This window comes from Henriciella sp. AS95 (assembly GCF_038900055.1).
Taxonomy (GTDB): domain Bacteria; phylum Pseudomonadota; class Alphaproteobacteria; order Caulobacterales; family Hyphomonadaceae; genus Henriciella.
This window is the reverse complement of record NZ_JBBMQM010000001.1, coordinates 194,073-217,122: the sequence shown is the minus strand read 5'-3', so window position 1 is coordinate 217,122 and position 23,050 is coordinate 194,073. Positions and strand designations below refer to the sequence as shown.

General features: G+C 59.5%; 19 protein-coding genes. 3 read left to right on the top strand and 16 right to left on the bottom strand.

All coding sequences use genetic code 11. From position 1 onward, the window contains the following. Window positions 1-21: 21 nt before the first annotated feature. From WNY37_RS01095 to WNY37_RS01065, 7 genes are all read right to left on the bottom strand, one after another. Window positions 22-864, bottom strand: coding sequence for a CheR family methyltransferase (locus tag WNY37_RS01095; RefSeq protein WP_342971607.1), 843 nt, complete (start codon window positions 862-864; stop codon window positions 22-24). Between the two features lie 71 nt (window positions 865-935). After that, the gene (locus WNY37_RS01090) at window positions 936-1,301 is read right to left on the bottom strand and encodes a response regulator (RefSeq protein WP_342971606.1); all 366 of its coding nucleotides are present in this window, start codon (window positions 1,299-1,301) and stop codon (window positions 936-938) included. Window positions 1,302-1,467: 166 nt separating this feature from the next. Then, window positions 1,468-2,127, bottom strand: coding sequence for a histidine phosphotransferase family protein (locus tag WNY37_RS01085; protein ID WP_342971605.1), 660 nt, complete (start codon window positions 2,125-2,127; stop codon window positions 1,468-1,470). Window positions 2,128-2,202: 75 nt separating this feature from the next. Continuing rightward, window positions 2,203-2,442 (bottom strand): hypothetical protein, encoded by a 240-nt coding sequence (locus tag WNY37_RS01080; protein ID WP_342971604.1) that lies wholly within the window; start codon window positions 2,440-2,442, stop codon window positions 2,203-2,205. 23 nt (window positions 2,443-2,465) lie between these two features. Continuing rightward, a complete protein-coding gene (locus WNY37_RS01075; protein WP_342971603.1) occupies window positions 2,466-2,819 on the bottom strand; it encodes a YdbL family protein in 354 nt (117 codons plus the stop codon). A gap of 19 nt (window positions 2,820-2,838) precedes the next feature. Further along, window positions 2,839-3,027: a YnbE family lipoprotein gene (locus WNY37_RS01070; RefSeq protein WP_342971602.1), complete on the bottom strand. Its 189-nt coding sequence runs from the start codon at window positions 3,025-3,027 to the stop codon at window positions 2,839-2,841. A 68-nt stretch (window positions 3,028-3,095) separates the two neighbouring features. Then, complete coding sequence (locus tag WNY37_RS01065) at window positions 3,096-6,374, bottom strand: YdbH domain-containing protein (protein WP_342971601.1); 3,279 nt, start codon at window positions 6,372-6,374, stop codon at window positions 3,096-3,098. A 206-nt stretch (window positions 6,375-6,580) separates the two neighbouring features. On the opposite strand from WNY37_RS01065, the gene WNY37_RS01060 reads away from it, so the two are divergent. Next, window positions 6,581-7,939 (top strand): M23 family metallopeptidase, encoded by a 1,359-nt coding sequence (locus WNY37_RS01060; RefSeq protein ID WP_342971600.1) that lies wholly within the window; start codon window positions 6,581-6,583, stop codon window positions 7,937-7,939. A 112-nt stretch (window positions 7,940-8,051) separates the two neighbouring features. Here WNY37_RS01060 and WNY37_RS01055 read toward each other — a convergent pair whose 3' ends face one another. From WNY37_RS01055 to WNY37_RS01020, 8 genes are all read right to left on the bottom strand, one after another. Then, complete coding sequence (locus tag WNY37_RS01055) at window positions 8,052-8,399, bottom strand: hypothetical protein (RefSeq protein WP_342971599.1); 348 nt, start codon at window positions 8,397-8,399, stop codon at window positions 8,052-8,054. Window positions 8,400-8,693: 294 nt separating this feature from the next. After that, the gene (gene clpB, locus WNY37_RS01050) at window positions 8,694-11,321 is read right to left on the bottom strand and encodes an ATP-dependent chaperone ClpB (protein WP_342971598.1); all 2,628 of its coding nucleotides are present in this window, start codon (window positions 11,319-11,321) and stop codon (window positions 8,694-8,696) included. 182 nt (window positions 11,322-11,503) lie between these two features. Beyond that, the gene (locus tag WNY37_RS01045; protein WP_342971597.1) at window positions 11,504-12,388 is read right to left on the bottom strand and encodes an RNA polymerase factor sigma-32; all 885 of its coding nucleotides are present in this window, start codon (window positions 12,386-12,388) and stop codon (window positions 11,504-11,506) included. A gap of 154 nt (window positions 12,389-12,542) precedes the next feature. Continuing rightward, window positions 12,543-13,070, bottom strand: a complete 528-nt coding sequence (locus tag WNY37_RS01040) for a CarD family transcriptional regulator (protein ID WP_342971596.1) — start codon at window positions 13,068-13,070, stop codon at window positions 12,543-12,545. A 155-nt stretch (window positions 13,071-13,225) separates the two neighbouring features. Beyond that, window positions 13,226-13,567: a ferredoxin FdxA gene (gene fdxA / locus WNY37_RS01035; RefSeq protein ID WP_342971595.1), complete on the bottom strand. Its 342-nt coding sequence runs from the start codon at window positions 13,565-13,567 to the stop codon at window positions 13,226-13,228. A 64-nt stretch (window positions 13,568-13,631) separates the two neighbouring features. After that, window positions 13,632-14,075, bottom strand: a complete 444-nt coding sequence (locus WNY37_RS01030; protein WP_342971594.1) for a TerB family tellurite resistance protein — start codon at window positions 14,073-14,075, stop codon at window positions 13,632-13,634. Then, window positions 14,068-14,355, bottom strand: a complete 288-nt coding sequence (locus tag WNY37_RS01025) for a S4 domain-containing protein (protein ID WP_342974858.1) — start codon at window positions 14,353-14,355, stop codon at window positions 14,068-14,070. The genes WNY37_RS01030 and WNY37_RS01025 overlap by 8 nt, the downstream gene beginning before the upstream one ends. A gap of 8 nt (window positions 14,356-14,363) precedes the next feature. Then, entirely contained in the window at window positions 14,364-17,102 is a 2,739-nt protein-coding gene (locus WNY37_RS01020; protein ID WP_342971593.1) for a helicase-related protein, read from the bottom strand. Window positions 17,103-17,179: 77 nt separating this feature from the next. Between WNY37_RS01020 and WNY37_RS01015 the strand changes: the two genes are divergently transcribed. Beyond that, window positions 17,180-17,920 (top strand): hypothetical protein, encoded by a 741-nt coding sequence (locus WNY37_RS01015; RefSeq protein ID WP_342971592.1) that lies wholly within the window; start codon window positions 17,180-17,182, stop codon window positions 17,918-17,920. On the opposite strand, the gene WNY37_RS01010 is transcribed toward WNY37_RS01015, so the two are convergent. Then, window positions 17,917-19,635, bottom strand: coding sequence for a glycosyltransferase family 39 protein (locus WNY37_RS01010; protein WP_342971591.1), 1,719 nt, complete (start codon window positions 19,633-19,635; stop codon window positions 17,917-17,919). The two genes, WNY37_RS01015 and WNY37_RS01010, sit on opposite strands and share 4 nt — an antisense overlap. A gap of 214 nt (window positions 19,636-19,849) precedes the next feature. Here WNY37_RS01010 and WNY37_RS01005 point away from each other — a divergent pair, with 214 nt between their 5' ends. Next, window positions 19,850-23,014 carry a TonB-dependent receptor gene (locus WNY37_RS01005; RefSeq protein ID WP_342971590.1) on the top strand — a complete coding sequence of 1,055 codons (3,165 nt, stop codon included), beginning with the start codon at window positions 19,850-19,852 and terminating at the stop codon, window positions 23,012-23,014. The last annotated feature ends 36 nt before the right edge of the window (window positions 23,015-23,050 follow it).

Here is a 23,050-nt window from a genome sequence, read left to right as displayed (position 1 = left end):
GATTGAGAGGCTTCTGGCGCCTCAGGCGGCGGCCGTCAGGGCGTTCGGCGTGACGTCTCGACTGTAGGCCCCGCGAAGGTCGCGAGACGGTTCGAGCCCTGTCACCAGGCCGGTTGCGGTCTCGCTCTTCGCCAGCACCAGCACGCCGCTATCGGTCAGCTGGCGGCCAAGGTTGACCAGGGCTTTGGCCCGCATCTGTGCGCCCATACCGCTGATCACATTGCAGCAGACAATCACGTCAAACTGACCAAGACCGCTGCAATCCTGGAGAATATTGTGGGTGCGGACGCCGACCCGATTGGCGAGCGTCTGGGAGACCTGCCATTCGCCCGTATCAAGCCTTGAGAAATTGGCGAGCAGGCGATGGATCGAAAGGCCCTTCTGCACGTCGAAATGACCGAATTTCCCGGCGCGGGCGAGGACAGACATTTTCTCGCTGATGTCGGTGGTCAGAATTTCGATCTGAAGGTCTTTCAGGGCCTCATTGTCGGACTCTTCCAGAAGCATGGCGAGAGAATAGGCTTCCTGGCCGCTCCCGCCGCCTGCGCACCAAATCCGCAGTTTTCCATCGGGCGCGGAGGGCGCCATCATTGGCAGGACGTGGCTGACAATACGCTCAAAAGCGGCGCGCTCACGGAAGAATTGAGTCGTCTTGCCGGTCAGCGCGGCGACCATTTCTGCGCCAAATGGGCTGCTTGGCCGGGCCTGAATACAGGCCAGCAAGTCTTCCACGCCCGCAAACTGCTCGCGGCGGAGGATCGGGCCAAGGCGCGTTTCGATGAGGTACGACTTCGTTGGCGGAATATACTGACCGGAGCCATTCAGCGCCAGCGTCGCAATTTCGCGGTAGATCGAGTCGTCCATAGTCTTTCACCAGCCCGGTCAGGTTTCGCCCAGTTCGTTAACAAAAATGCGATCCGGGTTAATAAATTGCTTTAAACGAGGCCGACCTCTGCAAATTTGCTGTGGATGATATCTGCGTCGAAAGGCTTCATGATGAACTCATTGGCGCCGGAGCGCATCGCTTCACCAATATGCTCGGCGTCGTTCTCGGTTGAACAGAACACAACAACCGGCTTTGAGCCGCCTGGTTCGCGGCGCAGCGCTCTCAGAAAATCGAGGCCGTTCATGACCGGCATGTTCCAATCCAGCAGGATGGCATCCGGCATGTTATCGCGGCAGGAGCTGAGCGCATCTGAGCCGTCCCCGGCTTCAGTCACGTTAAACTGAAGGTCCTGGACAATGCGGCCGGCGACTTTGCGGACCACACGAGAATCGTCAACAATCAAACAAGACTTCATAGCGTCTCCCCGGGCAGAAACTATGTCCATTCGGATTCATAATCCACCAAAAGATAAAAAATTGAATTTATCGTTGGCCGCCAATAAGGCGGACCGGCTGATCTGGCCAGAAATTGATTTACCGAAGTTTAAGGCTTCGCCGGTGAGGGCGTTCCGGAACCGTCGCTCAGCCTTCGGCGCTGAGGCCTGTTGAAACGAGCGCGATCTCTCCGCCGTCCCGCGGTTCTGCGCGCAGGTCGCCGCCAAGGCCCTCGGCAATGATGCGGGTAAACAGAGGCTGCACGGTCCGGGCCGACCAACCGTCCTGCGGCTCCTTGCCGGATACAGCGTCGGCCGTGTCTTCGCGAAGTTTGCAGCGGTCACCAGAGGCTGCCACGCTGATCCCCAACCCGTCCGTCTGGTTGCGAACCTTCACATTGATGGTTCCGCCGCGCGGCAAACAGTCAACGGCCAGCATCACCATGTTCATGACGAGGCGGGCATGCGAAAAGCTGAGGTGCTGGGTTTCGATGTCCCAGTTCAACGTCGGTTGATAGTTGTGGCTGGCAACGAAGCGCTCGGTGATCTGTTTGGCTTCGTGAATGTCGGCTGCGCCTTTGGAGAGACCGGCTGAGCCAAACGCATATCTCAGAAATTTCAGCTTGGACGCCGCGCTGTCTGCACCGTCATGCAGAAGCTTTTCAGCCTGGAGCCGCATGTCTGAGTCCTGTGGCTCGTTCATGAAGTCGAGCGCGTTGGTGATGGAGGATACGGACGACACCAGATCGTGACAGATGCGCGATGCGATGTAAGCGGAAAGATGCGCCGGATCGATATTGGCTTGCATGGTCTGGCCCCTTTGGTCGGTGTTCTACGCTACCCGATTCGCCAGATCATTGACTGCCCGATTGCAGGTGATTTGTCACCCGTGCTCGTCGTCGTGGCCCACAAGATCGTCGTGTCCGCCTCTTGCGCTGTGGAAAAGTAGCCAGAACAGGCCCGCTGACAGGGCAAGACAACCGAGCGAGCCGAGTCCGTAGGCAATCCAGCCGTGCATGGTCATGGTGACGCCGAGATTGGACCACAGGACAGCCACGCCCCAACCGGCCAGGAAAAGGGCCAGAGCGCCAGCGATGATGGCAATAATAGACGTTCGGGACATGACTTGCGGGAAACCGGACCAGATTATTTCTGTGTCCAGGCCCCACTGTCGTCCATGACAAACTCACCGGATGCGGCGCCAGCAACAAGCTTCTCGCCGGTTACGCGGGCGACTTGCTCGGGCGTTGTGCCGGTCTGGTTGGCGAGATCGTCATAAGCGGCCCGGCGCTTATTGTTGATGTCCTGCACGCGGCGGATCAGCGACGCGTCTGCGCCACCGTCGACGATGCCTAGATAGCCATCGATACGTTCGCCGACGACACCTTGTTCCTTGGCGGTCTCGATTTGAGGATCCGCCGCCTGGGCAGGGGCGGCCATCGTGATAGTGGCGACGGTCATGAGCGCGACGGCTGAAAGAAGTTTGAAGAAACGGGTCATATGAGACACCTTTGTGGACCTAGAAGATATCAGGATTGCTGGCGATCAGATCTTCGACTTCCTTGTCGAGCTTGATCCGCACTTCCTGATCGATCTTTACATTGAGATTGATCGTGATGGGTTCTGTTGGCGCTTGCAGCTTCACCGTTGGCGAGCACGCGGCCAGTGATGCGATCAATGCCGCAGACAGGAGGAGGGGTCGGGTCACATTGCTATCCTTCATTACGCGGTCATCATGAACCATGTGGCCTGAACGGGGCTTGAATACAAGTTTGACTATTGTTCAGGCGCGGCGGAGCCGGTGTCGGCAGTGTTGGAATTCTTGACCGATTCAGCGGCGACATCCGCAAGCCAGTCACTGGATGTAATGCTGCGCCCGGTACGGATCAGCTGCATCAGCTTGGAATCGATGCCGATGTTAAACGCGAACGGCGCCCCATCCAGCACTTCCGGAGATTTCCCGACAAGGCGCATGGTGATGAGGATGTCGCCGCTGAGATTTCCGTCAGCGCCGATCTCAAGCACCGAAAACCGAAAGTCCTTGAGCGCGTCAAAAGCCATGCTGACCCTCTCATCGGCTGCCGCCGCCGCATCGCCCACATCGCCGGTATAGGCGATCGTCCCGCCTTCACTGTCTGCTGTGAGGGTGGCGTTCCTGATGAATGTGTTCGGGCCGATAATCTCGACCGGGAAGCTGCCGGTGACCGTGCCTTGTGCTTTCACATCCGGCAGATCGAAGATGCTGACGATCTGGGCCAGTTCGAGCGCGCTCGCGGTGATTTCTATGACGTCCCGCGTCCCGGCGATCGTCCAGCTGGACCCGCCGGTAAAGATTTCGCCGCCTGCGAAAGGCCAGCGGGCATCTTCAATCGTGGCTTCAAGCCCTTCATTCAGCTGAAAGCGGATGCGTCCGTCGCGCAGGGGAATACCGGGACTGATCTGACCGATGCGGATTTCCTGCCCTGGCGGTGTCGTCAGCTGCATGATGTCGTCGAACTCTATGCGCCCGTTGACATCGTTCACCGCGCCAAGGCGCAACGTATCGAATCCAAAGTCTTCCGCAGACACCCATCCAGTGCCCGTAGTGCTGCCGGCGGCGATGACGAATTCGGCTGAGGCCTTCAGCGTCCCGCGCGCATTCGACAGAAAGCCTCGCACCCGGTCACTGAGCGCTGTCGGCTGGAAGCCGCGTGGCATGAAGGTCAGGTCAGGCGTAATGACGGACGCCGTGCCGTCCAGCGCAAGGATGTCGAGCTCCAGATTGACGTCAGCAATTTTCTGGCCGGCTGGACGCGTCGTTATCGGGCCTGACAGCTGCATGATGCCGTTATCGAAAATAGCCGACAGATCACCCCTGAGGGGCAGATACAGGGGATCCTCGCCACGATCACGGACTTCGACGCCGGTCGCCGTTGCGTCTCCCTCTATCCCGGTGGATGGCAGGGTCGCCGACAGTGTCAGCTGGTCGAGGCTGATGTCCGCTGGCACGAGCGTGCCGCTGAATGTCGACGCGCCCGTGCTCGCATTGAGCGCGACCGGGCTGGTTGTCGTGAGCGCGATCTCTGGTTCGGTCGAATTGATGATCAGGGTCTTTTCGCCAATCTGCAGCGGCAGCGACATTTGCTGGCCCTTGAGGTCGAGGCGGGCCGTGCTGGTGGCTGACCAGTCGAGGACGGCCTGTTGCAATGACAGTGTGCCCGATGTGCTTTCGCCTCGAAACGGCAGTTTCACGGCTCCAAGGTCGATTGTGCCGGCAGAACCACCCGCCACGGGGCGAACCACGCGGCCATCTCTCGGGCAAAGCTGCAGCGAGACCGGCTCGATGGCATAGTCGGCACCAGTGCGAATACCTTGCGTGTCGAAGCCGAGGCATGGTTCGCGCAGGGTCTGGACGCGCAAGCTGGACCCGCCGGCAGCGTCGATACCGCCAAATACGCGCGTTTTCGCGAAGTCCTGGCCGTAGAGCTTCCCGTCCACGCGAAGCTCCCCAACGGCCTGCAGCCGGGGCGTGCCGTCGGCCCGCTCGAAATGGACCTCGTTCAGGTCACTGGACAGGGTGAGTCCACCGGCCGTCCATGGGCTCAGCGTCACCCCGCCTGTTTCAATGGTGAGATCGCTGCCCAGGCTTGCTCGTGAGAGGTCCACGACAAGCTTCGGCACATGCGGTCCATCCAGCGTGACGAGTCCGGCGAGCTCGACCCCTTCATCGGCGACATTGAGCGCTGGCTTTGCATTTTGGGGGTTGATGGCGAGGTGGGTTCCGTCGGCGCTCTTGATCGACATGGCCCGCGTTGAAACCACAGACCAGTAGCCGCCGTCTTCCAGGGTCAGCTTGAAGCCAGTGCCCCCGCCGACATCAACAAGTGCGTCGGAAAGCGCGCGCCGAAGCGCTGCCGAGTGTGCCTCGAACGGACCGCCGAGCTGCAGGCTGGAGAGCAGATCTGCCCGGTAGGCCGGAGGAATGCTGACACCCTTGAAGCTCAGGTCGCCGCGTGCATCGACAGTCTTGAACGTGTCATCACTTGTCGCGTCTCCGCTCAGAGTCAGTTCATCGGCAGTGACATCTGGACGGTCCACGCCAGAGACGATCAGGCCATAATTTGTCTTCAGCTTGCTGTCCGCGCGCTCGGTTTCGAGCGTTAGCTCTATGGCGTCAGCGCTGTTGTCGAGCCATTTCAGAGACCTAACGCTGCCTTCGGCGGTCCCGGTCTTGATGCGGCTCAGCCAAGAGGCGTTTTCGGCCTTCTCCAGTGGGTTTGCGAGCGACAGCGTCCCGGCAAATTCCGCGTCCGACAGCGACAGGCCGGGGCGCTCGAAGGCGCTGGCTGATGCTGACCAGTCAATGGCCGGGAGGATCCCTTCCTCCATATTGGCACTGAGTTTGATGTCCGAGGCTTCGAGCGTATCGAACGTCGCCTCCGCAAGTTCGAACTCTGCCTGGCCGGCTATCTTAAGGCCGACGATGGAGAGATTGATGCTGCCTTCGCGGATGTCCAGGCGGTTGCCGTCGGTTTCAAGCTCCACAGGCTCGATCTCTGCCTGAAGGTCGACCTGGAGGGGCATCTGGCCGCTCGCTTCACCCGTCATCGCGACCGGCCCGGCTGGCGTCATCAGTTCGATACGGGCATCCCTGACATTGAAGCTCGGAGCGGCGGCTGACGAGCTCTCTCCGGAGGCAAATTTTTCAAGGCCGCCAAAGGTGATGGCATCTTCGCTGTAAGTGCCCCTCAGAATTGGCGAGCGGAGCTCTACTGATTTTACAGCGGGTTTGAACAGGCCCGGCCAGTCCAGCGCAATGACGGCTTCCTCGGCTTCGAAAGGGACTTCGTCTGTTGCCGACTTAACAGAAACCGATGTGGCACGAATGCGTGAGAAGCCGAGGTCTGAAATGCTGGCCGAGCAGGTCAGTGATTGGGACTGGCACCACTGGCGAACGCCATATTGGGCGATCTGGACGCGAAGTAACCATGCAGAAACCAGCGTCAGGACGAGCAGCAGGACAACAAGTCCGAGCCAGAATTGCCATTTTCGCCAGTTTAGAAGATGGCTTTGCATGCCGATCCTGCCTGAAAATTAATACTTCGCGCTGCATAATCATGCAGGTATCGACTTGCATACCCGGTTGTGTAGAAATTAAGACGTTACCGGGCGGGACTGATTAAACCTATGGCGTTATATGGGGCCGGGTGGATCAACCGACAGGGGCAATCACTTGAAGTTTCCCATCGTGTTTGTCACGCTGGAAGCATGGAGGCCCGAATTTGAATATTCAGCTATCGCGCGGCATGACCAGCGTTGCCCTTCTTGGGGTTGCATCTGCTGCCGTCAGTCTTTCGACATTTTATTTCATCGGCCAGGCCCGTAAGGCCGAAGCCCAACCGGTCGTTCAGATCAGCCTTGCTGTGCCGCTGGCGACCACGCTGCTGTCTGCCGACGATATGGACGCCGCGTCCGCCGTCTCGACCCGTGATGGCACTCTGAAATCCCGCGAAACGCTGACCGAGCTGGTTCAGAACCTCGGAGCAACGCCCGCTGAGGCCAGCCGCGCCCTTCGCGCCGTCTATGAGGCTGAGCTGATCGATCCGCGCCGCGTCCGCCCTGGTCTTGAGATCAAGGCGAATTTTGCGGGTCCGGATCATGCGGAACTGACGTCCCTTTCGTTTTCGAATGAAGCCGGCAAGCAAATCCTTTCCAAACGCCTGTCGGATGGCGAATTCATGCCGGTTGTGCTGAGCGCGCAGACCAAACCGGTCGCCCGGCGCATCTCGGCCACCATCGATACCAGCATCTATGAAGCCGCCCTCAAGCAGGGCGCGCATGATCAGCAAGTTGTCGATTTCGCTCGCATCTTTGGCTATGACCTCGACTTCCAGCGCGATATCCACCCGGGCGATTCCTTCGAGATGGTCTATGAGGAAATGGTCGATGAGCGCGGCAATCGCGTCCGTTCCGGCGAGGTGGTCTACGCCGCGATCAATGGCAAGGCGCTGAACAAAGGCTATTACCAATTCACGCCGTCCGATGATGGCGTGATGGATTATTTCGACGCGAACGGCGAAGCGGCGACCAAATTCCTTATGAAGACACCGATCAATGGGGCGCGTCTCTCTTCCAATTTCGGTTATCGCCGTCATCCGATTTCCGGCTACAACAAGCTCCACAAGGGCACCGACTTTGCCGCACCGTCCGGCACGCCGGTCTACGCGGCCGGCCACGGCACGATCGAACGGGCCAATCGCTATGGCGGATACGGCAATTATGTTCGCATCAAGCATGCGAATGGCTATTCGACGGCTTATGCACACCTGTCCCGCTTCGGAAAGTTCCGCTCGGGTCAGCGCGTCCGCCAGGGCGATATTATCGGCTATGTCGGCTCAACCGGAGCCTCGACCGGTCCTCACCTGCATTACGAAGTGCTGGTGCGCGGCAAGCAGGTCAATGCGATGACGCTCGACCTTCCGACCGGACGCAAGCTTGCCGACACGCCTGATATCATGGAGGCCTTCATCCAGCGCCGCGAAGACATTGATCGTCTCGGCGCCGATGAGGCTGGCGTGACGCTTGTTTCCGCCGAGGAGGCTTTTCCAGCTGATGCGGCAGCCGCGCCGCCAGCCCCGTAAATCGCGGGATGGCCCGTCGGGCCGAAGAAAAAAAGAATTCTGATTGTAAAAAAGCCCCGGCCGTTCTGGCTGGGGCTTTTTCAATCAAGCGTTCTTGACGCTGCGGCCAGACCTACAGTCCGGCAAGCTGCATACGGTCAGAGACGGTCTCAACATAAAGGGCTGAGTCAGCATAGGCCGCCGTCAGTTTCGGGTCGGCGATCGTGTTCACCGCCTGAAACAGCATGTCCTTGGCGCAGACTTCGTCGACGACGAGGCCGACGGCAACGCCGGAGACCTTGCGACAATGACGAGCGGCCTGCTTTTCAAGGCTGGCGAGCACTTCCGACGCACCGTCCTGCGTTTCGAGCAGGTCGGTTTCGAAGGTGAGGGTGGCATTCACTTCGGTATAGGTTTCAGCGTGTGCAACGCCGCCGAAGATGGAAAGAGCGAATAGGATGGAGGAAACGCGGTTTTTCATTTTGAAAAGCCTTTCATTATTTGGTTGTGCGGGTCGTTGCCCGTCCCCAATGCCCCACGTGTTTCGCGGGTGCAGCATCAGTTATCTCGCGGGCGCAGCATTTTTGAAGAGCACAATTACGCAAGACAATCATGCAAAAATGCATGCAGCGGGGTGTAAGCTATTCGTTGTGTTGCAAATAATGGGATTTGTGCGGACCGACGTAATTTTCAGGCGCGACACCGACGCCACAAATGCAAACGCCCCCGCCCGGATGTCGAGCAGGGGCGCGCAAGGTTTGTGCAGGATGTAGCCCTAATTCAGGGCTGCAGCCCCTTTGGCGAACTGATTTGGAACGCCGTTGATGGAGAGGGCATCGCCCTCCACATCGACTGTCACCGTTGAATTGTCGGCGATCTTTCCTTCCAGAACGAGGCGAGCGAGGGGATCCTGCAGCTCCTTCTGAATCACGCGCTTCAGCGGACGCGCGCCATAGACCGGGTCGTAACCGCGTTCGGCCAGCCACTTGCGGGCCGCCTCAGACAGCTCGACCTTGATCTTGCGATCGGCCAGCAGTTTCGACAGACGGTCCATCTGGATGTCGACAATATAGTCAATCTGCTCGCGGCCGAGCCGCTTGAAGAAGACGATCTCATCGATCCGGTTGATGAACTCCGGCCGGAAGTGTCCGCGTACGGCCGTCATGACAGCCTCGCGCTGGGCCTCGTTGATCTCGCCGGCGTCACCGCTGGCAAGTGCATCGGCGCCGAGATTGGACGTCATAATGATGATCGTGTTTCGGAAGTCGACCGTGCGGCCATGGCCATCGGTGAGCCGCCCATCATCGAGCACTTGCAACAGCGTATTGAAGAGGTCCGGGTGGGCCTTCTCGACCTCGTCGAACAGGACGACCTGATACGGGCGCCGACGAACGGCTTCCGTCAGAACGCCGCCCTCTTCATAGCCGACATAGCCGGGAGGCGCGCCGATCAGCCGGGCGACCGAATGCTTCTCCTGGAATTCCGACATGTCGAGCCGAAGCACGGCGCTGTCATCATCGAACATGAATTCAGCCAGCGCCTTGGTGAGCTCGGTTTTACCGACGCCGGTCGGGCCGATGAACAGGAAGGAGCCGATCGGGCGATGCGGATCCTGCAGCCCTGCCCGGGCGCGGCGAACCGCGTTCGAGACGGCCGCAAGCGCTTCATCCTGGCCGACGACACGCTCCATGAGTTTGTTTTCCATACTCAGGAGCTTCTCGCGCTCGCCTTCCATCATCTTGTCGACGGGGATGCCCGTCCACTTTGAGACTACAGCGGCAATATGCTCAGGCCGAACCACTTCCGAGACAAGTCCCGGTTCAGCTTCGCCCTCATCGCCTTCGGATTGTTCAACGGACGCAATCTGGGCTTCCAGCTTTGGAATCACGGCGTATTTCAGCTCGGATGCGCGCGAGAGGTCGCCGCGGCGCTGGGCTTCAGCCATTTCCGCATGCGCCCGATCCAGGTCTTCCTTGGCAGAGGCGGCGCCTTTCAGCTTCTCCTTCTCGGCGGCCCAGGCGGTTGTCAGCTCGTCCGATTGGGCTTGAAGATCTTCGATTTCGGTCTCGATGCTGTCTAGCCGGTCCTTGGACGCCTGATCCTTTTCCTTCTTGAGCGCCTCCGCTTCAATGCGCAGCTGCATAAGCCTTCGATCGATCTCGTCGAGCTCTTCTGGTTTGGAGTCGACCTGCATCCGCAAACGGGATGCTGCCTCGTCCATCAGGTCGATGGCCTTGTCCGGCAGGAAGCGGTCGGTGATGTAACGATTGGACAGGCTGGCAGCCGACACGATGGCTGCATCGGAAACCCGAACGCCGTGGTGAGCCTCGTAGCGGCCCTTCAGTCCGCGCAGGATGGAGACGGTGTCTTCCACGGTCGGCTCGTCAATGTAGACGGCCATGAAGCGGCGCGCCAGGGCAGGGTCGCCTTCGACATATTTGCGATACTCATCCAGCGTCGTTGCGCCGACACAGTGAAGTTCACCGCGCGCGAGCGCTGGCTTCAACAGGTTTGACGCGTCCATCGCGCCGTCCGTCTTGCCCGCCCCTACGAGGGTGTGCATCTCGTCGATGAAGAGAACAACGCCGCCTTCGGCCTGTTCGATCTCCTTGATCACCGCCTTGAGGCGTTCCTCGAACTCGCCGCGAAACTTCGCACCGGCAATCAGCGCGCCCATATCGAGAGCGAGCAGGCGTTTGTCCTTGAGGCTTTCTGGCACGTCGCCATTGATGATGCGCAGCGCGAGGCCTTCGGCGATTGCGGTTTTACCGACACCCGGCTCGCCGATCAGGACGGGATTGTTCTTCGAACGCCGTGAGAGGACCTGGATGGTCCGGCGGATTTCCTCATCACGTCCAATAACTGGATCGAGCTTGCCCGACCGCGCATCGGCTGTCAGGTCGCGCGTATATTTCTTGAGCGCTTCATAGCCCTCTTCAGCGTTCTCGGTATCGGCCGTGCGGCCCTGGCGAAGCTGGGTGACGGCGGCGTCAAGACCGGCCTGATCCACGCCGCCGGCTTTCAGGGCATCGTGGACTTTCGAGCCGGAGAGCCCGGCCATGGCGGCAAGCAGGCGCTCAACCGTGATGTAGCTGTCGCCAGCCTGTTTCGAGGCCGCTTCGGCGTCAGCAAAAAGCTTCGCCGTTTTCTGGTCGAGGCGCAGACCGGCATCGCCGCCGGAAACCGAAGGCTGGGCGCGCAGCGCTTCGTCGTTTTTCTGCTGGACGATTTCAGGATTACCGCCGGCCGCGCGTATCAAGTTCGCGGCCATGCGGTCGCGGTCCTCCAGCAGGGCTTTCAGGATGTGTTCCGGAAGAAAAATCTGGTGGCCTGCGGCAAGGGCGCCGGTCTGGGCCGTCTGAATCACGCTTCTGGCGCGTTCTGTGTAGGTATCAAAGTTCATGTCTATCCCCTTTCAAAGGCAGATCTCAGGTCTGTCGACGGGCCGGGCGCGCCGCGCACCGCCGTCTTTTTCAATGAGAGCCCCGCTCAGCGGCAGCCCTTCTGAATGAGATATGGGGACAGTTAAAAGGGGCTGCAAGATCGCTTGCAGCCCCTTCGCTGTCGGCTTGGGTGGGGAGGGGATTAGCCGACAGGTATCATTCCGGTTTCCTCTGGATCACCGACCATGGAAACCAGCGCGTTGCGAAGTTTGCCGAGCGCCTGATGCTCGATCTGGCGCACCCGCTCCTTGGAGATTCCGAGGCGCTTTCCAAGGACTTCAAGCGTTACCGTATCATCGGTGAGACGGCGTTCGCGGATAATCAGGTTTTCCCGGTCTGTCAGCGTGCGCAGGGCCTCGGCAATCCATTGCTTGCGGCGCTCGCCGTCGCGGGTCTCCATGACGCGGTCTTCAGTTACCGAGTTCTCGTCCTCGAGCAGGTCCTGCCACTGGGCTTCGCTATCCGTGCTGAGCGGTGCATTGAGCGAGCGGTCGGATGCTGACAGGCGAGACGCCATCGTCTCGACATCGCGCTCACGAACGCCAAGATGGGTTGCGATCCAGGTCTTGTTTTCCTGTGTCATGATGCCGTCGCCCGTATCGTCAATCTTGGCGCGCAGCCGTTTCAGATTGAAGAAGAGCGACTTCTGCGCCGCCGTCGTGCCTGTGCGGACGATCGACCAGTTGCGCAGGACAAAATCCTGAATGGAGGACCGGATCCACCAGGAGGCATAGGTCGAGAAGCGCACTTCGCGGTCCGGGTCGAAACGCGCGGCGGCCTGCATCAGGCCAACATTCCCCTCCTGAACGAGATCCGGGAGGGCGAGGCCGTAATGGCGAAATTTGGATGCCATCGAGATGACCAGGCGCATATAGGCACTGGTGAGTTCGTGCAGCGCATCCTCATCGCGATCGTCGCGCCAGCGGATGGCAAGGTCGTGCTCGTGCTCTGCGCTGAGCATCGGTTTGTTCATAGCCTTTCGAACAAAACGACGGTCAGCGTTTTCAGACGTCCGGGATGTGGCCATGTCATTACTCCCAACTTGCGCGTGTATCTTTTGACAGTGTCTACGCAGGAGCTTGGGAACCGGATCACAGAATGTATCGATTTTTCAGGGCCAACCAAAAAAGCCCCGCCGGGTGGCAGGGCTTCTTCGTTAGTCTGTAGAGGCTAGTCTGTGGCTAGGCCGCTTTTTTTTTGGCAAGCGACTTGGCAAGACGCTCCATGGCGGTGTCGTGATCGGTATTCTCGACAGCGGCCAGTTCGCGCGCCATGCGGTCAAGGGCGCTCTCATAGAGCTGACGCTCGGAATAGGACTGTTCCGGCTGGTCATCACCGCGGTGCAGGTCGCGAACGACTTCCGCGATTGAGATGAGATTGCCGGAATTGATTTTCGCTTCGTATTCCTGAGCGCGGCGCGACCACATGGTGCGCTTGATGCGTGCCTTGCCGCCGAGCGTCTTCAGGGCGTCGTCAACGAGCTTGGAGCCAGCCAGCGAACGCATGCCGGAGGCCTCTGCGCGATTGGTTGGCACGCGAAGGATCATCTTGTCCTGATCGAAGGAGACGACATAGACTTCGAGTGACATTCCAGCGACAGTTTGTTTTTCGATCGCTGTGATCTCGCCCACACCGTGCGCCGGGTAGACGACGGACTGGCCGATCTCAAACGTGAGTTCCTGAGTATCACCCTGTGTCTTGGTTGCCATGTTTTTGAGTGCCTTTCTACGCAACAAGAGCCCGCGCGCCCCGGTGACAATAAAAAGTCGATCCGGAGATGTAAGCAGGCTCCCTAAAAGTTTGACTGTAAATATATATCAGAAAAACGACTATTTAACAACTCTCATGTGACACTGGAGAGTTATCAGTCACCGTCACCGGGCTTTTCGCTGAAATACTTTTCAAGCTTTCCGGTCTCTTGCGCGAACTCTTCGCGGTCAGATGGCGGCTCTTTCATGCGGGTAATATTCGGCCAGACCTTGGCATATTCAGTATTGAGTTTCAGCCACTTGGAGTCCGGATCGTCTTCGGTATCCGGCTTGATGGCTTCGACCGGGCATTCCGGTTCGCAGACGCCGCAATCGATGCACTCGTCCGGGTGAATGACGAGCATGTTCTCGCCTTCATAGAAGCAGTCCACCGGGCAGACTTCGACACAATCCATGTATTTGCAGCGGATGCAGGCATCGACAACGATATAGGTCATTCAGTATTCCGGGAGGCTGTTTGTTTGACGCGCTGCATTTGGAGGCGAATGGCCTTCAAGTCAATCACTGTGGCTGGCGCGATTCAGCGCGGCGGCGTGCCTGGGCCCGTCTGATATCGTCAACATGGAGCAAACTTGCCACATGACGAATGAAGGCTTCTTCGAATTTACAGGCCGCGCCATCGGCCATGGAGACCAGGTAGAGCCCCTCGATGACACGGACCCGCTCTAGCAGGGGAAGCTTCTTCACATGCTGCGTAAATTCGTGCGCGCCGGTCGCTTCCTCGGCAAGTTCCTCGCCCTGTTCCAGAACATCATCGACCCTGTCGGCATCAAGACCGAGGCTCTCGAGGAGGATTTCGGCAATCTGGTCGCTTTCAAGATTAGCGTATACGCCATCGACAAGGGCGGCCTGAACGAGCAGGGCTGCTGCGGCAACCTGCGGGTCGACGTGACGGGTGACCGGTTTCGGGCGCCCGGAAAACAGTCGCTTCAAGCCATCAAGCATCTTCGTCTCCCCCAGTATCCTGGTCCAGAGTTTCGTAAAGGGTCTGCGCTTCCAGAGCGGGGCCACGCCGGGCGCCGCCCTGCAAGACCCTGACGGTTACAATGTTGGTTCTCAGGGCGAAACTTACAATATCTCCCGGCAGGAGTCGCGTGCCAGCCTTTTTGACCTTGCGCGTGTCGCCCGCGCGAGAAATTCGCACGCCTCGCTTCGAGATGAAATCTGATGCGATCGACCGGGTCCTGAAGAACCGTGCGCGCCACAGCCAGACATCGAGCCGGATGTCTTCGCTTATGACGATGGCTCCGCTGATCCGGCCGGCTTGTCTGGCGTTTGGGGCGTTTTGGGCGACTCTGAAGGTTTGGCGGCTGCGTCCGGCTTCTGAGCGGCAGGCTTCTTCTTTTTTTTCTTTGGCTTCGGCTTGGGCGGTGGAGGCGGTGGCGGGAGCAGGCTCGCCAGCGCCGCGAAGGGGCTGTTCGGATCGGGCTGCTTTTCCTGACGACGCGAGCCGCGACCCCCGCCGCGCTGCTCATGGCGCGGCTTTCCACCTTTGCCCTTGGGCGGACGGCCACCCGGCTTGCCGCCCGGTTTCTTGCCGCGAGGCGGACCATCCTGGCGATGACGCGACAGGTATCGCCACTTTGTGACTGTGCCCGTCTCGGCATCCTTTTCGGCGGGCGCAAGTCCAAAGCCTTTCAGAATGGCCGGAAACTCCTCGCCCGGGCATGAGACGATGGACGCAAGCTCAGCCGGGAGTTCGAAGGTCGGCGTGCCGGCTTCCCGGCGGCGCTTGGAGACTTCCCAGCCAAGGCGTTCGGCAAGGTCTGCCCGAACGGCGCGCGGCCCAAAGCGGATATAGCCCTGCGAGTTGAGTTCGCTCTCAGCCCATTCCCCATCCAGCGGGAAGGAGCCTGCGCCTTCAGGGGCGACGCGCCGGGTCTCGCCCGTGTGGCTGGCCTGAAGGATGGCGATCATGCGCTGGGCGGCAGGTTTCTGCGCATCAGGGATGTGTGCGGCGACACGGCCGGTGCGAAGGCCGGCCCCTTTCATCGCTTCGCGCTGCTCCGGCGTGATCTGGCCGCTGGTCGTATCATTGCGAAGGTCGACGGCTGCGCCGCTTTCGAGCAGCTGGAAGGCCAGCCCGCGGGCCATGCCTTCGAGTTCCTTGCCGGTTTCGCCGGTCTTGAGCTTGGCGTGGGTCGGCAGGACGCGAAGCATCTCTGCGCCGAGCCACTCTTCGATCCGTTTCAGCGCCGCATCCTTGCGGTGGGCTTCGGCGTCTTCAGCGCCGATGAGTTCAAGCTTGGGTGCCAGCCAATCCGGTCCGGCTTGCAGGCGGGCGACCTCTGCCTCTTTCCAGGTGATGGTGCCTGCATCTGTCAGTGCGAACGCATCGGCAGGCGCGCCGGTAATCTCGCCGAGGCGTTCGGCCATGATCGGTCCAAGCGCTGTGACGGCCGCCGAGCGAACGGCTTTTCCCTCGAGCGTCTGCGCGGTGGACGCGGGTTCGAAATGCAGGCCGACGAGCTTTCCGACGACATGGCCTTCGACGGTTACTTCACCGGTATCGGACAATTCAGTCACAAGCAGGTCTTCCCTCTTAAGGCCCGCAAGCAGGGCCGTCGTTCTGCGGTCAACAAAGCGCAATGTGAGCGCTGCGTGAAGGGCATCTGATAACCTGTCTTCAATTTCACGTGTCTGTTCGCGCCAATAGGCCGGGTTTTCCAGCCAGTCTTCACGGTGGGCGGCATAGGTCCAGGTGCGGATCATGGCAAGTCTGTGCTGAAGGCTCGATATGTCGGGGACGTTGGCTTCAAGGTTTTCCATGCGCTTGGCCATGGCTGCATCGCCAAGGCGGGCATCGGGGTCAGCCAGCGTTTCGGCGAGGCCGAGGACAAGGCGACCGTGGCCTTCATGACCGGATTTGCGGAAGTCCGGCAAACGGGCGAGATCCCATAGGCGACGGACGTTTCGTTCACCGCGCACCTCCGGCCCGATATCGGCGTCTTCGGCCATGCGTCGCAGCACCCACTCATCAAGGGCATGCGGATTCTGGCGCAGCGCCGGGTGACCTGACGGGCGCGCCAGGCTTGCGATCAGCGTCTTGATGGAGCGGTAATCGAGACTTGAGTTGCGCCATTGCAGCTCATCAACCGGGTCGAACCGGTTCTCTTCAATGGCGCGCCAGGTTTCTTCCTCGAAAGGCGGGCAGTCGCCCGTCTCGCCAAATTCGCCATCGGTACGAAAGCGCCCGGCCCGGCCAGCGATCTGTCCGCACTCAGCCGCCGACAGGAAGCGGCGCCGACGCCCGTCAAACTTGGAACGGGCCGCAAAGGCGATCCGTTCGACATCGAGATTGAGGCCCATACCGATCGCGTCTGTGGCGACGAGATAGTCCACCTCTCCAGACTGATAGAGGGCGACCTGGGCATTCCGCGTGCGGGGGCTAAGCGCACCCATGACAATGGCGGCGCCGCCCTTTTGTCGCCTGAGCAACTCGCCGATCGCGTAGACCTGCTCGGTCGAGAAAGCGACGACGGCCGTGCGCTTGGGCAGCTTGGTGACTTTGGCCGGTCCGGCATAATGCAGTTCGGAGAAGCGTTCGCGCGTGTCTGTTGAAACATCTAGATCAAGCTCGCGCAGCACGCCGCGCATGGTCTCTGCGCCGAGCAGCATCGTCTCTGCTGTGCCGCGCGCATGCAGGATGCGATCGGTAAAGACGTGGCCGCGATCATCATCCTCAGCCAGCTGGATTTCGTCGATGGCGAGGAATTCGACCCGTTTATGGACAGGCATCGATTCCACCGTGCAGACCCAATAGCGGGCCTGGGGCGGTTCGATCCGCTCCTCACCGGTGATCAGCGCAACGGCCTTCTCGCCCTTGGCCTTCACGACCCGGTCATAGACTTCGCGCGCCAGCAGGCGCAGCGGCAGGCCGATCATGCCCGTGCTGTGGCCCATCATGCGTTCGATGGCGTAGTGCGTCTTGCCAGTATTTGTCGGCCCGAGAACGGCCTTCAGGGTGCCCATGGCTTGGGATGTGAAGTTTCAGGGCGACAAGAGCAAGGCGAAAAGTATGCTGGCCACAGTGTTTGTGGGAGGACGCAATGAGGAATTTCGATCAAGCGCTTGCGGCGGCGGTCCTCGCAATGGGGTTGTCAGGGACCGCCCTGGCGCAGGAGAAGCCGGTCTGTCCGCATGGCGAAGCGGGCGGCTGGCAATGGCGAGCGACGATGAACGACATTGTCGTCGAGAATCCGGACCAGCCGCTGGTCTGGAAAACAATTGATGGCGAGAAGACCAGCAAGGGGGTCGAGATCAGGGTGGCCTCGCTCTACGACCTCGACAAGGTCAGCTCCGTTACTCTCTATGCCGAGCCGCCAACCATCGACCTGAAGCGGGAGTCCAGTGACTATACCTACCGCTTTTTCAACAAGGGCAGTCACATCGAGGGCGGTCAGGGCATCCTTCCGCAGGAAATCTCCTACTTCCTGATGGGGGTGGATTCCACCGGCGGCGAGGACAAGCATTTCATGTCCGGCCGGATCGAGCGCGCGGACCAGGACGAAAAGACGGTGCAGGGCGGCTGGCTTGCCAAAGGTCAGGATGATGATCTCGGCTGGCACATCACTGAGGTCGGCACGCTGCGCATCGTCATCGCGACGCAGGACTTCAAGCCCGCTGTCTACGGCCAGCCGAAGGAAGGCTATGACAATATCGCTGTGAGCGACGCGATTGATTTGTCACCGCTGGCCGATGTGTGGAACGGGGCGATTGCGGCACGCAATGCGGAATCGGAGCGGGCCTACAGGGAAAATATAACCTGCAAGCCGCCCGCGCGCTCCTAGTTAGCGGTGCAAGGTTCTGGTGCGTCCATCGTCTCGCCTTCGAACCGGTCCACCCAGTCCTGCGAACGGGGAAGCGGGTTGAATCCGGACGCTCGATAAAGGACCAGCCGGCGGCTAAGCGGGCAGCCATTCGACCGCGTCCCGAGATCAACGCTGATCTCACCGACCTTGTCGAATGTCTCGAAGTCTGCCGCGATGGCGGGCCGCCGGTTTGGCCGATAGCTGGCGATGAGAACATCGTCGTCAATCTCGTCCGTCATCGGCTGTTGCTCGGCAAAGCTGTGCGCGCCCTCATTATAGCGCCAGAGAATCAGCGGCGCGTCGATGCGGTCTTTCAGATAAAAATCGAGGCCGTGCCAGATTTCGCGCTCATCCACCATGACGGCTGTCGGGGTGCCCTGATCATCGACAAAACTGGAAAGCTTGTCCGACAATTCCTCCCAGCCGATGGTGCGCTTGAACGCATTGTCGAGCCCCAGCGGACCGGCCAGCGTATTTGCGAACGTCATCGCGACCATCATGCCGAGCCCCAGCGCAGCGTGTAGGCCCAGCCCCGTCCAGAACAGCCCCTCCGGCTTGAACTTGGCAGCATAGGCCGCTCCCATCACGGCACCGGCCCAAATGAGGCCGGCAATCACGCGTGTCAGAATGGTGAAGTCCGGTATCAGCAGGAAGCAGACGCCTGTCAGGCCTGCGACCCAGTACCAGAGCTGCCGGTTTGGCCGGGCCCGCATGAAGAACATGGCGATCAGCACCGATGCGGCTGGATAGGCGGTCGCTGCCCAGTTGGCATGGGCCCGAGAGAGGATGGACTGACCGAAAATAATGATAAGAACCGGCAAGATGAAACAGGCGAGCCAGAGTTCCAGCCGTGCTTGATCGCCGGTCGCCGTCTTGCGCATGAAGATCAGCCCACCGATCAGGGCGACAAAGCTGATCGGGCCAAACACACCCATCTGGTCGGCCAGGAATTTGAGCGCGTTTTCCGGATTGAACAGCTCGCCGCCAAGATTGGCATTGTCGACTGTGTGGCCCACCGTCGCGAAATCATGCTGTGCGTTCCAGATGAGATGCGGCGCTATGATGATAAGGGCCGTGACCAGCGTGAGGGCGCCTTTCAGGCTGAGCAGGCTTTGTCGGGTGGGTTTGTCGATGAGGCTCGTCAGCACGATCCCGATCGCGAAGTAGAGCATCGCATACTTGGCCAGAAAGCCGAGCCCGATCGACGCGCCGAGGGCCAGATAGAGCGCCCAATGCGAACGGCCCTCCCGCACGCGCCAGAGCAGGTAGAGGGCCGCCGCCCAGATCGGCATCAGGATACCGTCGGTCGACAGCACTGTTGAGGATAGCCAGACGGCCGGCATCAGCGCGTATCCGACAGCTGCCATCATGCCGATCTTTGCAGACACCATCCGGCGACCCAGCAGGAAGAGGAAATACGCGGCCAGGGTATGCAGGAAAGGCGCCGGCAGGCGGACCGCCCAGGCGGAATCGCCGAAGGTCGCCGTGCTCGCATGGATCACCCAGGCAATCAGGGGCGGTTTTGAGTAATATCCCCATTCCAGCGTCTGTCCCCAGCGCCAGTACTGGGCCTCGTCAGCGTACAGCTCCAAGGGTGAGAGGAGAACGCAGACGAGTCTTATGACCAAAAGTCCCAGAATTATCAGCGCCGTAAGGCGCGCGAATTTGGGACTATCGGCATCATCGTAAAACATGGAAACAGCCTGCTAGCGTGCGGCAAACGAATTGGCCAGCACCGCAGTCTGAGTGTTGCCTTTTTGCAAGCATTTTTCACACTTTGCTGCGGTGCACAGAAGAGTAACAAGACTGTCACAAAACTTTTGCATATGACGAATAGAGGCGCGGTCAATTGGCTTTGGCATTGTGACTGATGGTTGCCGCGGCCGCTTAACCGAAGAGGGGTTCTTCATGTCCAACTGGAAACTATTGTCCGGTGTCGCAGCAGCTTCGCTGTTCACCGCCGCAATCGTCGCACCTGCCGAAGCGCAGGTCACGACCTCGGAAGTCCGTGGTCAGGTCACGTCAGAAGCCGGCACGGCTCTGTCCGGCGCGACGATTGTTATCACCGATCCAACGACCGGTCTTTCACGATCCACAACTGCGAGTTCATCAGGTCAGTATGCGATCCGTAACCTGCCGGTTTCCAGCAGCTACGTCATCGAAGTTACGTCGCCTGATTATCAGGGCCAGCAAATCGAAAATCTTGCTCTGAACCTCGGTGATGCCACCCAGGTCAATTTTGTGCTTTCGAGCGCCGTTGATGGCGAAGCACGTATGCAGACGGTGGTTGTTTCCGGTTCCGCCGGCCTCACTTCGGTTGCGCTTGGGCCGAGCTCGACCTTCGGGGCCGACATTCTCGGCAGTGCCCCGGCGATCAACCGTGACGTAAAGGACATCGTTCGCCTTGATCCGCGCGTCTATCTCGATCCTGACGCTGGTGGCACCCCCGGCGCTGACGGCATCCAGTGTGGCGGCGCAAGCCCGCGTTTCAACTCGCTGACCGTCGATGGCATTCGCCTGAATGACAATTTCGGCCTTAACTCGAACGGCTACCCGACCGAGCGTATTCCGTTCTCTTTCGACTCGATCGATCAGGTTGCCGTCGAGCTGGCACCGTACGATGTCGAATACGGTTCGTTCACGGCCTGTAACATCAATGCTGTCACGAAGTCCGGTTCAAACGAATTTCATGGCAGTGCGTTTGTCGATTACACGAATGACTCGCTGCGCGGTGACACGGCTGACGATGTCGAAGTCGACAATGGCGACTACGATGAGTACCGCTACGGCTTCAGCGTTGGCGGTCCGATCATCCAGGACAAGCTGTTCTTCTTCGGTTCCTATGAGAAGCAGGAAGGCAGCGACCTGTTCGGCAACAACACGCCGACCGGCAAGGGCATCACAGACGCTGAATACCAGCGCATCGTCGACGCCGCCCAGAACGTTTACGGCTACACTGTAGGCGAACTGCCAACCGCGCTCGACAATGAAGACGAAAAATTCCTCGCGAAGATCGACTGGAACATCAACAACGACCACCGCGCTTCGTTCACCTACAACTACAATGAGGGCTTCTCGAACAGCCCGTCTGATGGTGACCCGGACGAGCTTCCGGAATTCAATCACTTCTACAAGCGTGGCGCGACGCTCAATTCCTATGCTGGTTCGCTCTACTCCAACTGGACCAACAATCTGTCGACGGAAGTGCGTGTTTCCTACATCGACCTCGAAAACCTTCAGGAATCCTATGGTGGCCTGACCGACCAGATCGGTGAAGTCCAGATCGAAGTCGGCGACACGACCGTCTATCTTGGACCGGACGATTCCCGCCACGCCAACGAGCTGAACTACGAGCTTTGGACCTACAAGGCCAAGGCAGACTATACGTGGAACGACCACACCTTCACAGCCGGTATCGAACGTGAAGAGTTCGACGTGTTCAACCTGTTCGTTCAGGAAGTTCAGGGTGAGTTCAGCTTCGCAAGCATCGATGACTTCGAAGCCGGCGTCCTGGACGAATTCATCTACGAAAGTGCTTCAGGCACGAACAATGCCGCCGATGGCGCTGCCGAGTTCGGCTATGAGATCACGTCGGTCTACCTGCAGGACGAATGGCAGGTTAATGATGCATTGAACGTTGTGTTCGGTGTTCGCGGAGACTTCTACTCCTCCGACGACAAGCCAACCCTCAACCCGGCCTTCGAAGCTGCATACGGCATTCCGAACAACAACACTCTCGACGGCAAAGAAGTGATCCAGCCACGACTGGGCTTCACCTATGACGTCAGCGATGACCTGTCGCTGCGCGGCGGCGTCGGCCTCTTCGCCGGCGGCAATCCGAACGTCTGGATCTCGAACAACTACTCCAACAATGGTGTGACGCTGTTCGAGTTTTCCGGCGGCGGCAACATCATCAGCGACTACACCTACTCAGGTGGCGGCACGCCGTTGTTCGACATTCCGGACGAAGCCATCGACGCGGTTGCGAACGCAAGCGGCGAAGGCGCTGTCAACGCGCTCGACCCGGACTTCGAAATCCCATCCGAGTGGAAGTACAATATCGGCGCCACCTGGAACTTTGACGGTTCGGCCTACGGCATGGACTGGGCAGGTGACGGCTACACGGTTGTTGCTGACCTCCTGTACAGCCGCGCCAAGGATACGGCCATCATCAAGTCTGCGGGTCTGACAACAATCGGCACCGCACCTGACGGCCGCCCGATTGTGGCTCCTGGCAACTTCAACCCGTTCAGCGATGACTACATCCTGACCAACACGGACTCGACACCGGAAACCTTCGTGGCGTCCATCGGCGTATCGAAGAGCTATGACTTCGGTCTCGACTGGTCGCTGGGCTATGCTTACACGGATGCCAAAGACGTGAACCCGATGACGTCGTCGGTTGCCTCTTCGAACTTTGCGAACTTCGTGACCAGCAACCCAAACAATCCGGGGACTGCGACATCGGATTACGAAATTCCGCATCGCTTCACGATGAGGGCGGATTACGAGGCTGAATTCGTTGCCAGCTTCCCAACCCGGTTCTCGCTCTTCGGCCAGGTTTCCGAGAGCGCACCGTACAGCCTGACCTATGGCAACTCCACTGTTCAGGAAATCAACTTCCTGGATCGTCAGCTGCTATACGTACCGGCTGGTGCGAGTGATCCGATCGTGACCTATGACAGCCAGGCCACGCAGGACGCATTCCTCAGCTTCATCAACAGCGATGAATGCTACTCTGATGCCAAGGGCGGCATCTACAAGCGCAACTCCTGTCACGACGACTGGTGGTCGAAATTTGACCTGAAGATCTCGCAGAGCCTGCCGGGTCTTCGCGCCAACGACCGTACCGAGGCGTTCTTCGTAATCGAGAACCTCGGTAACTTCCTGAACTCCGATTGGGGTGTCCTGCGCCAGCAAGGCTTCCCGGGTGCTCTGGACATCGTCGACGTCGATATCGTCAACGGCCAGTACGTCTACTCGAACTTCCGTGGCAACAATGTCGACAGAGGCTTCGTGGTGACCGAGCCATCGCTCTGGGAAATCCGCTTCGGCCTGAAGTACGAGTTCTAAGACAGCCGGTTCCACAGAACCGATTGAAATCAGGGA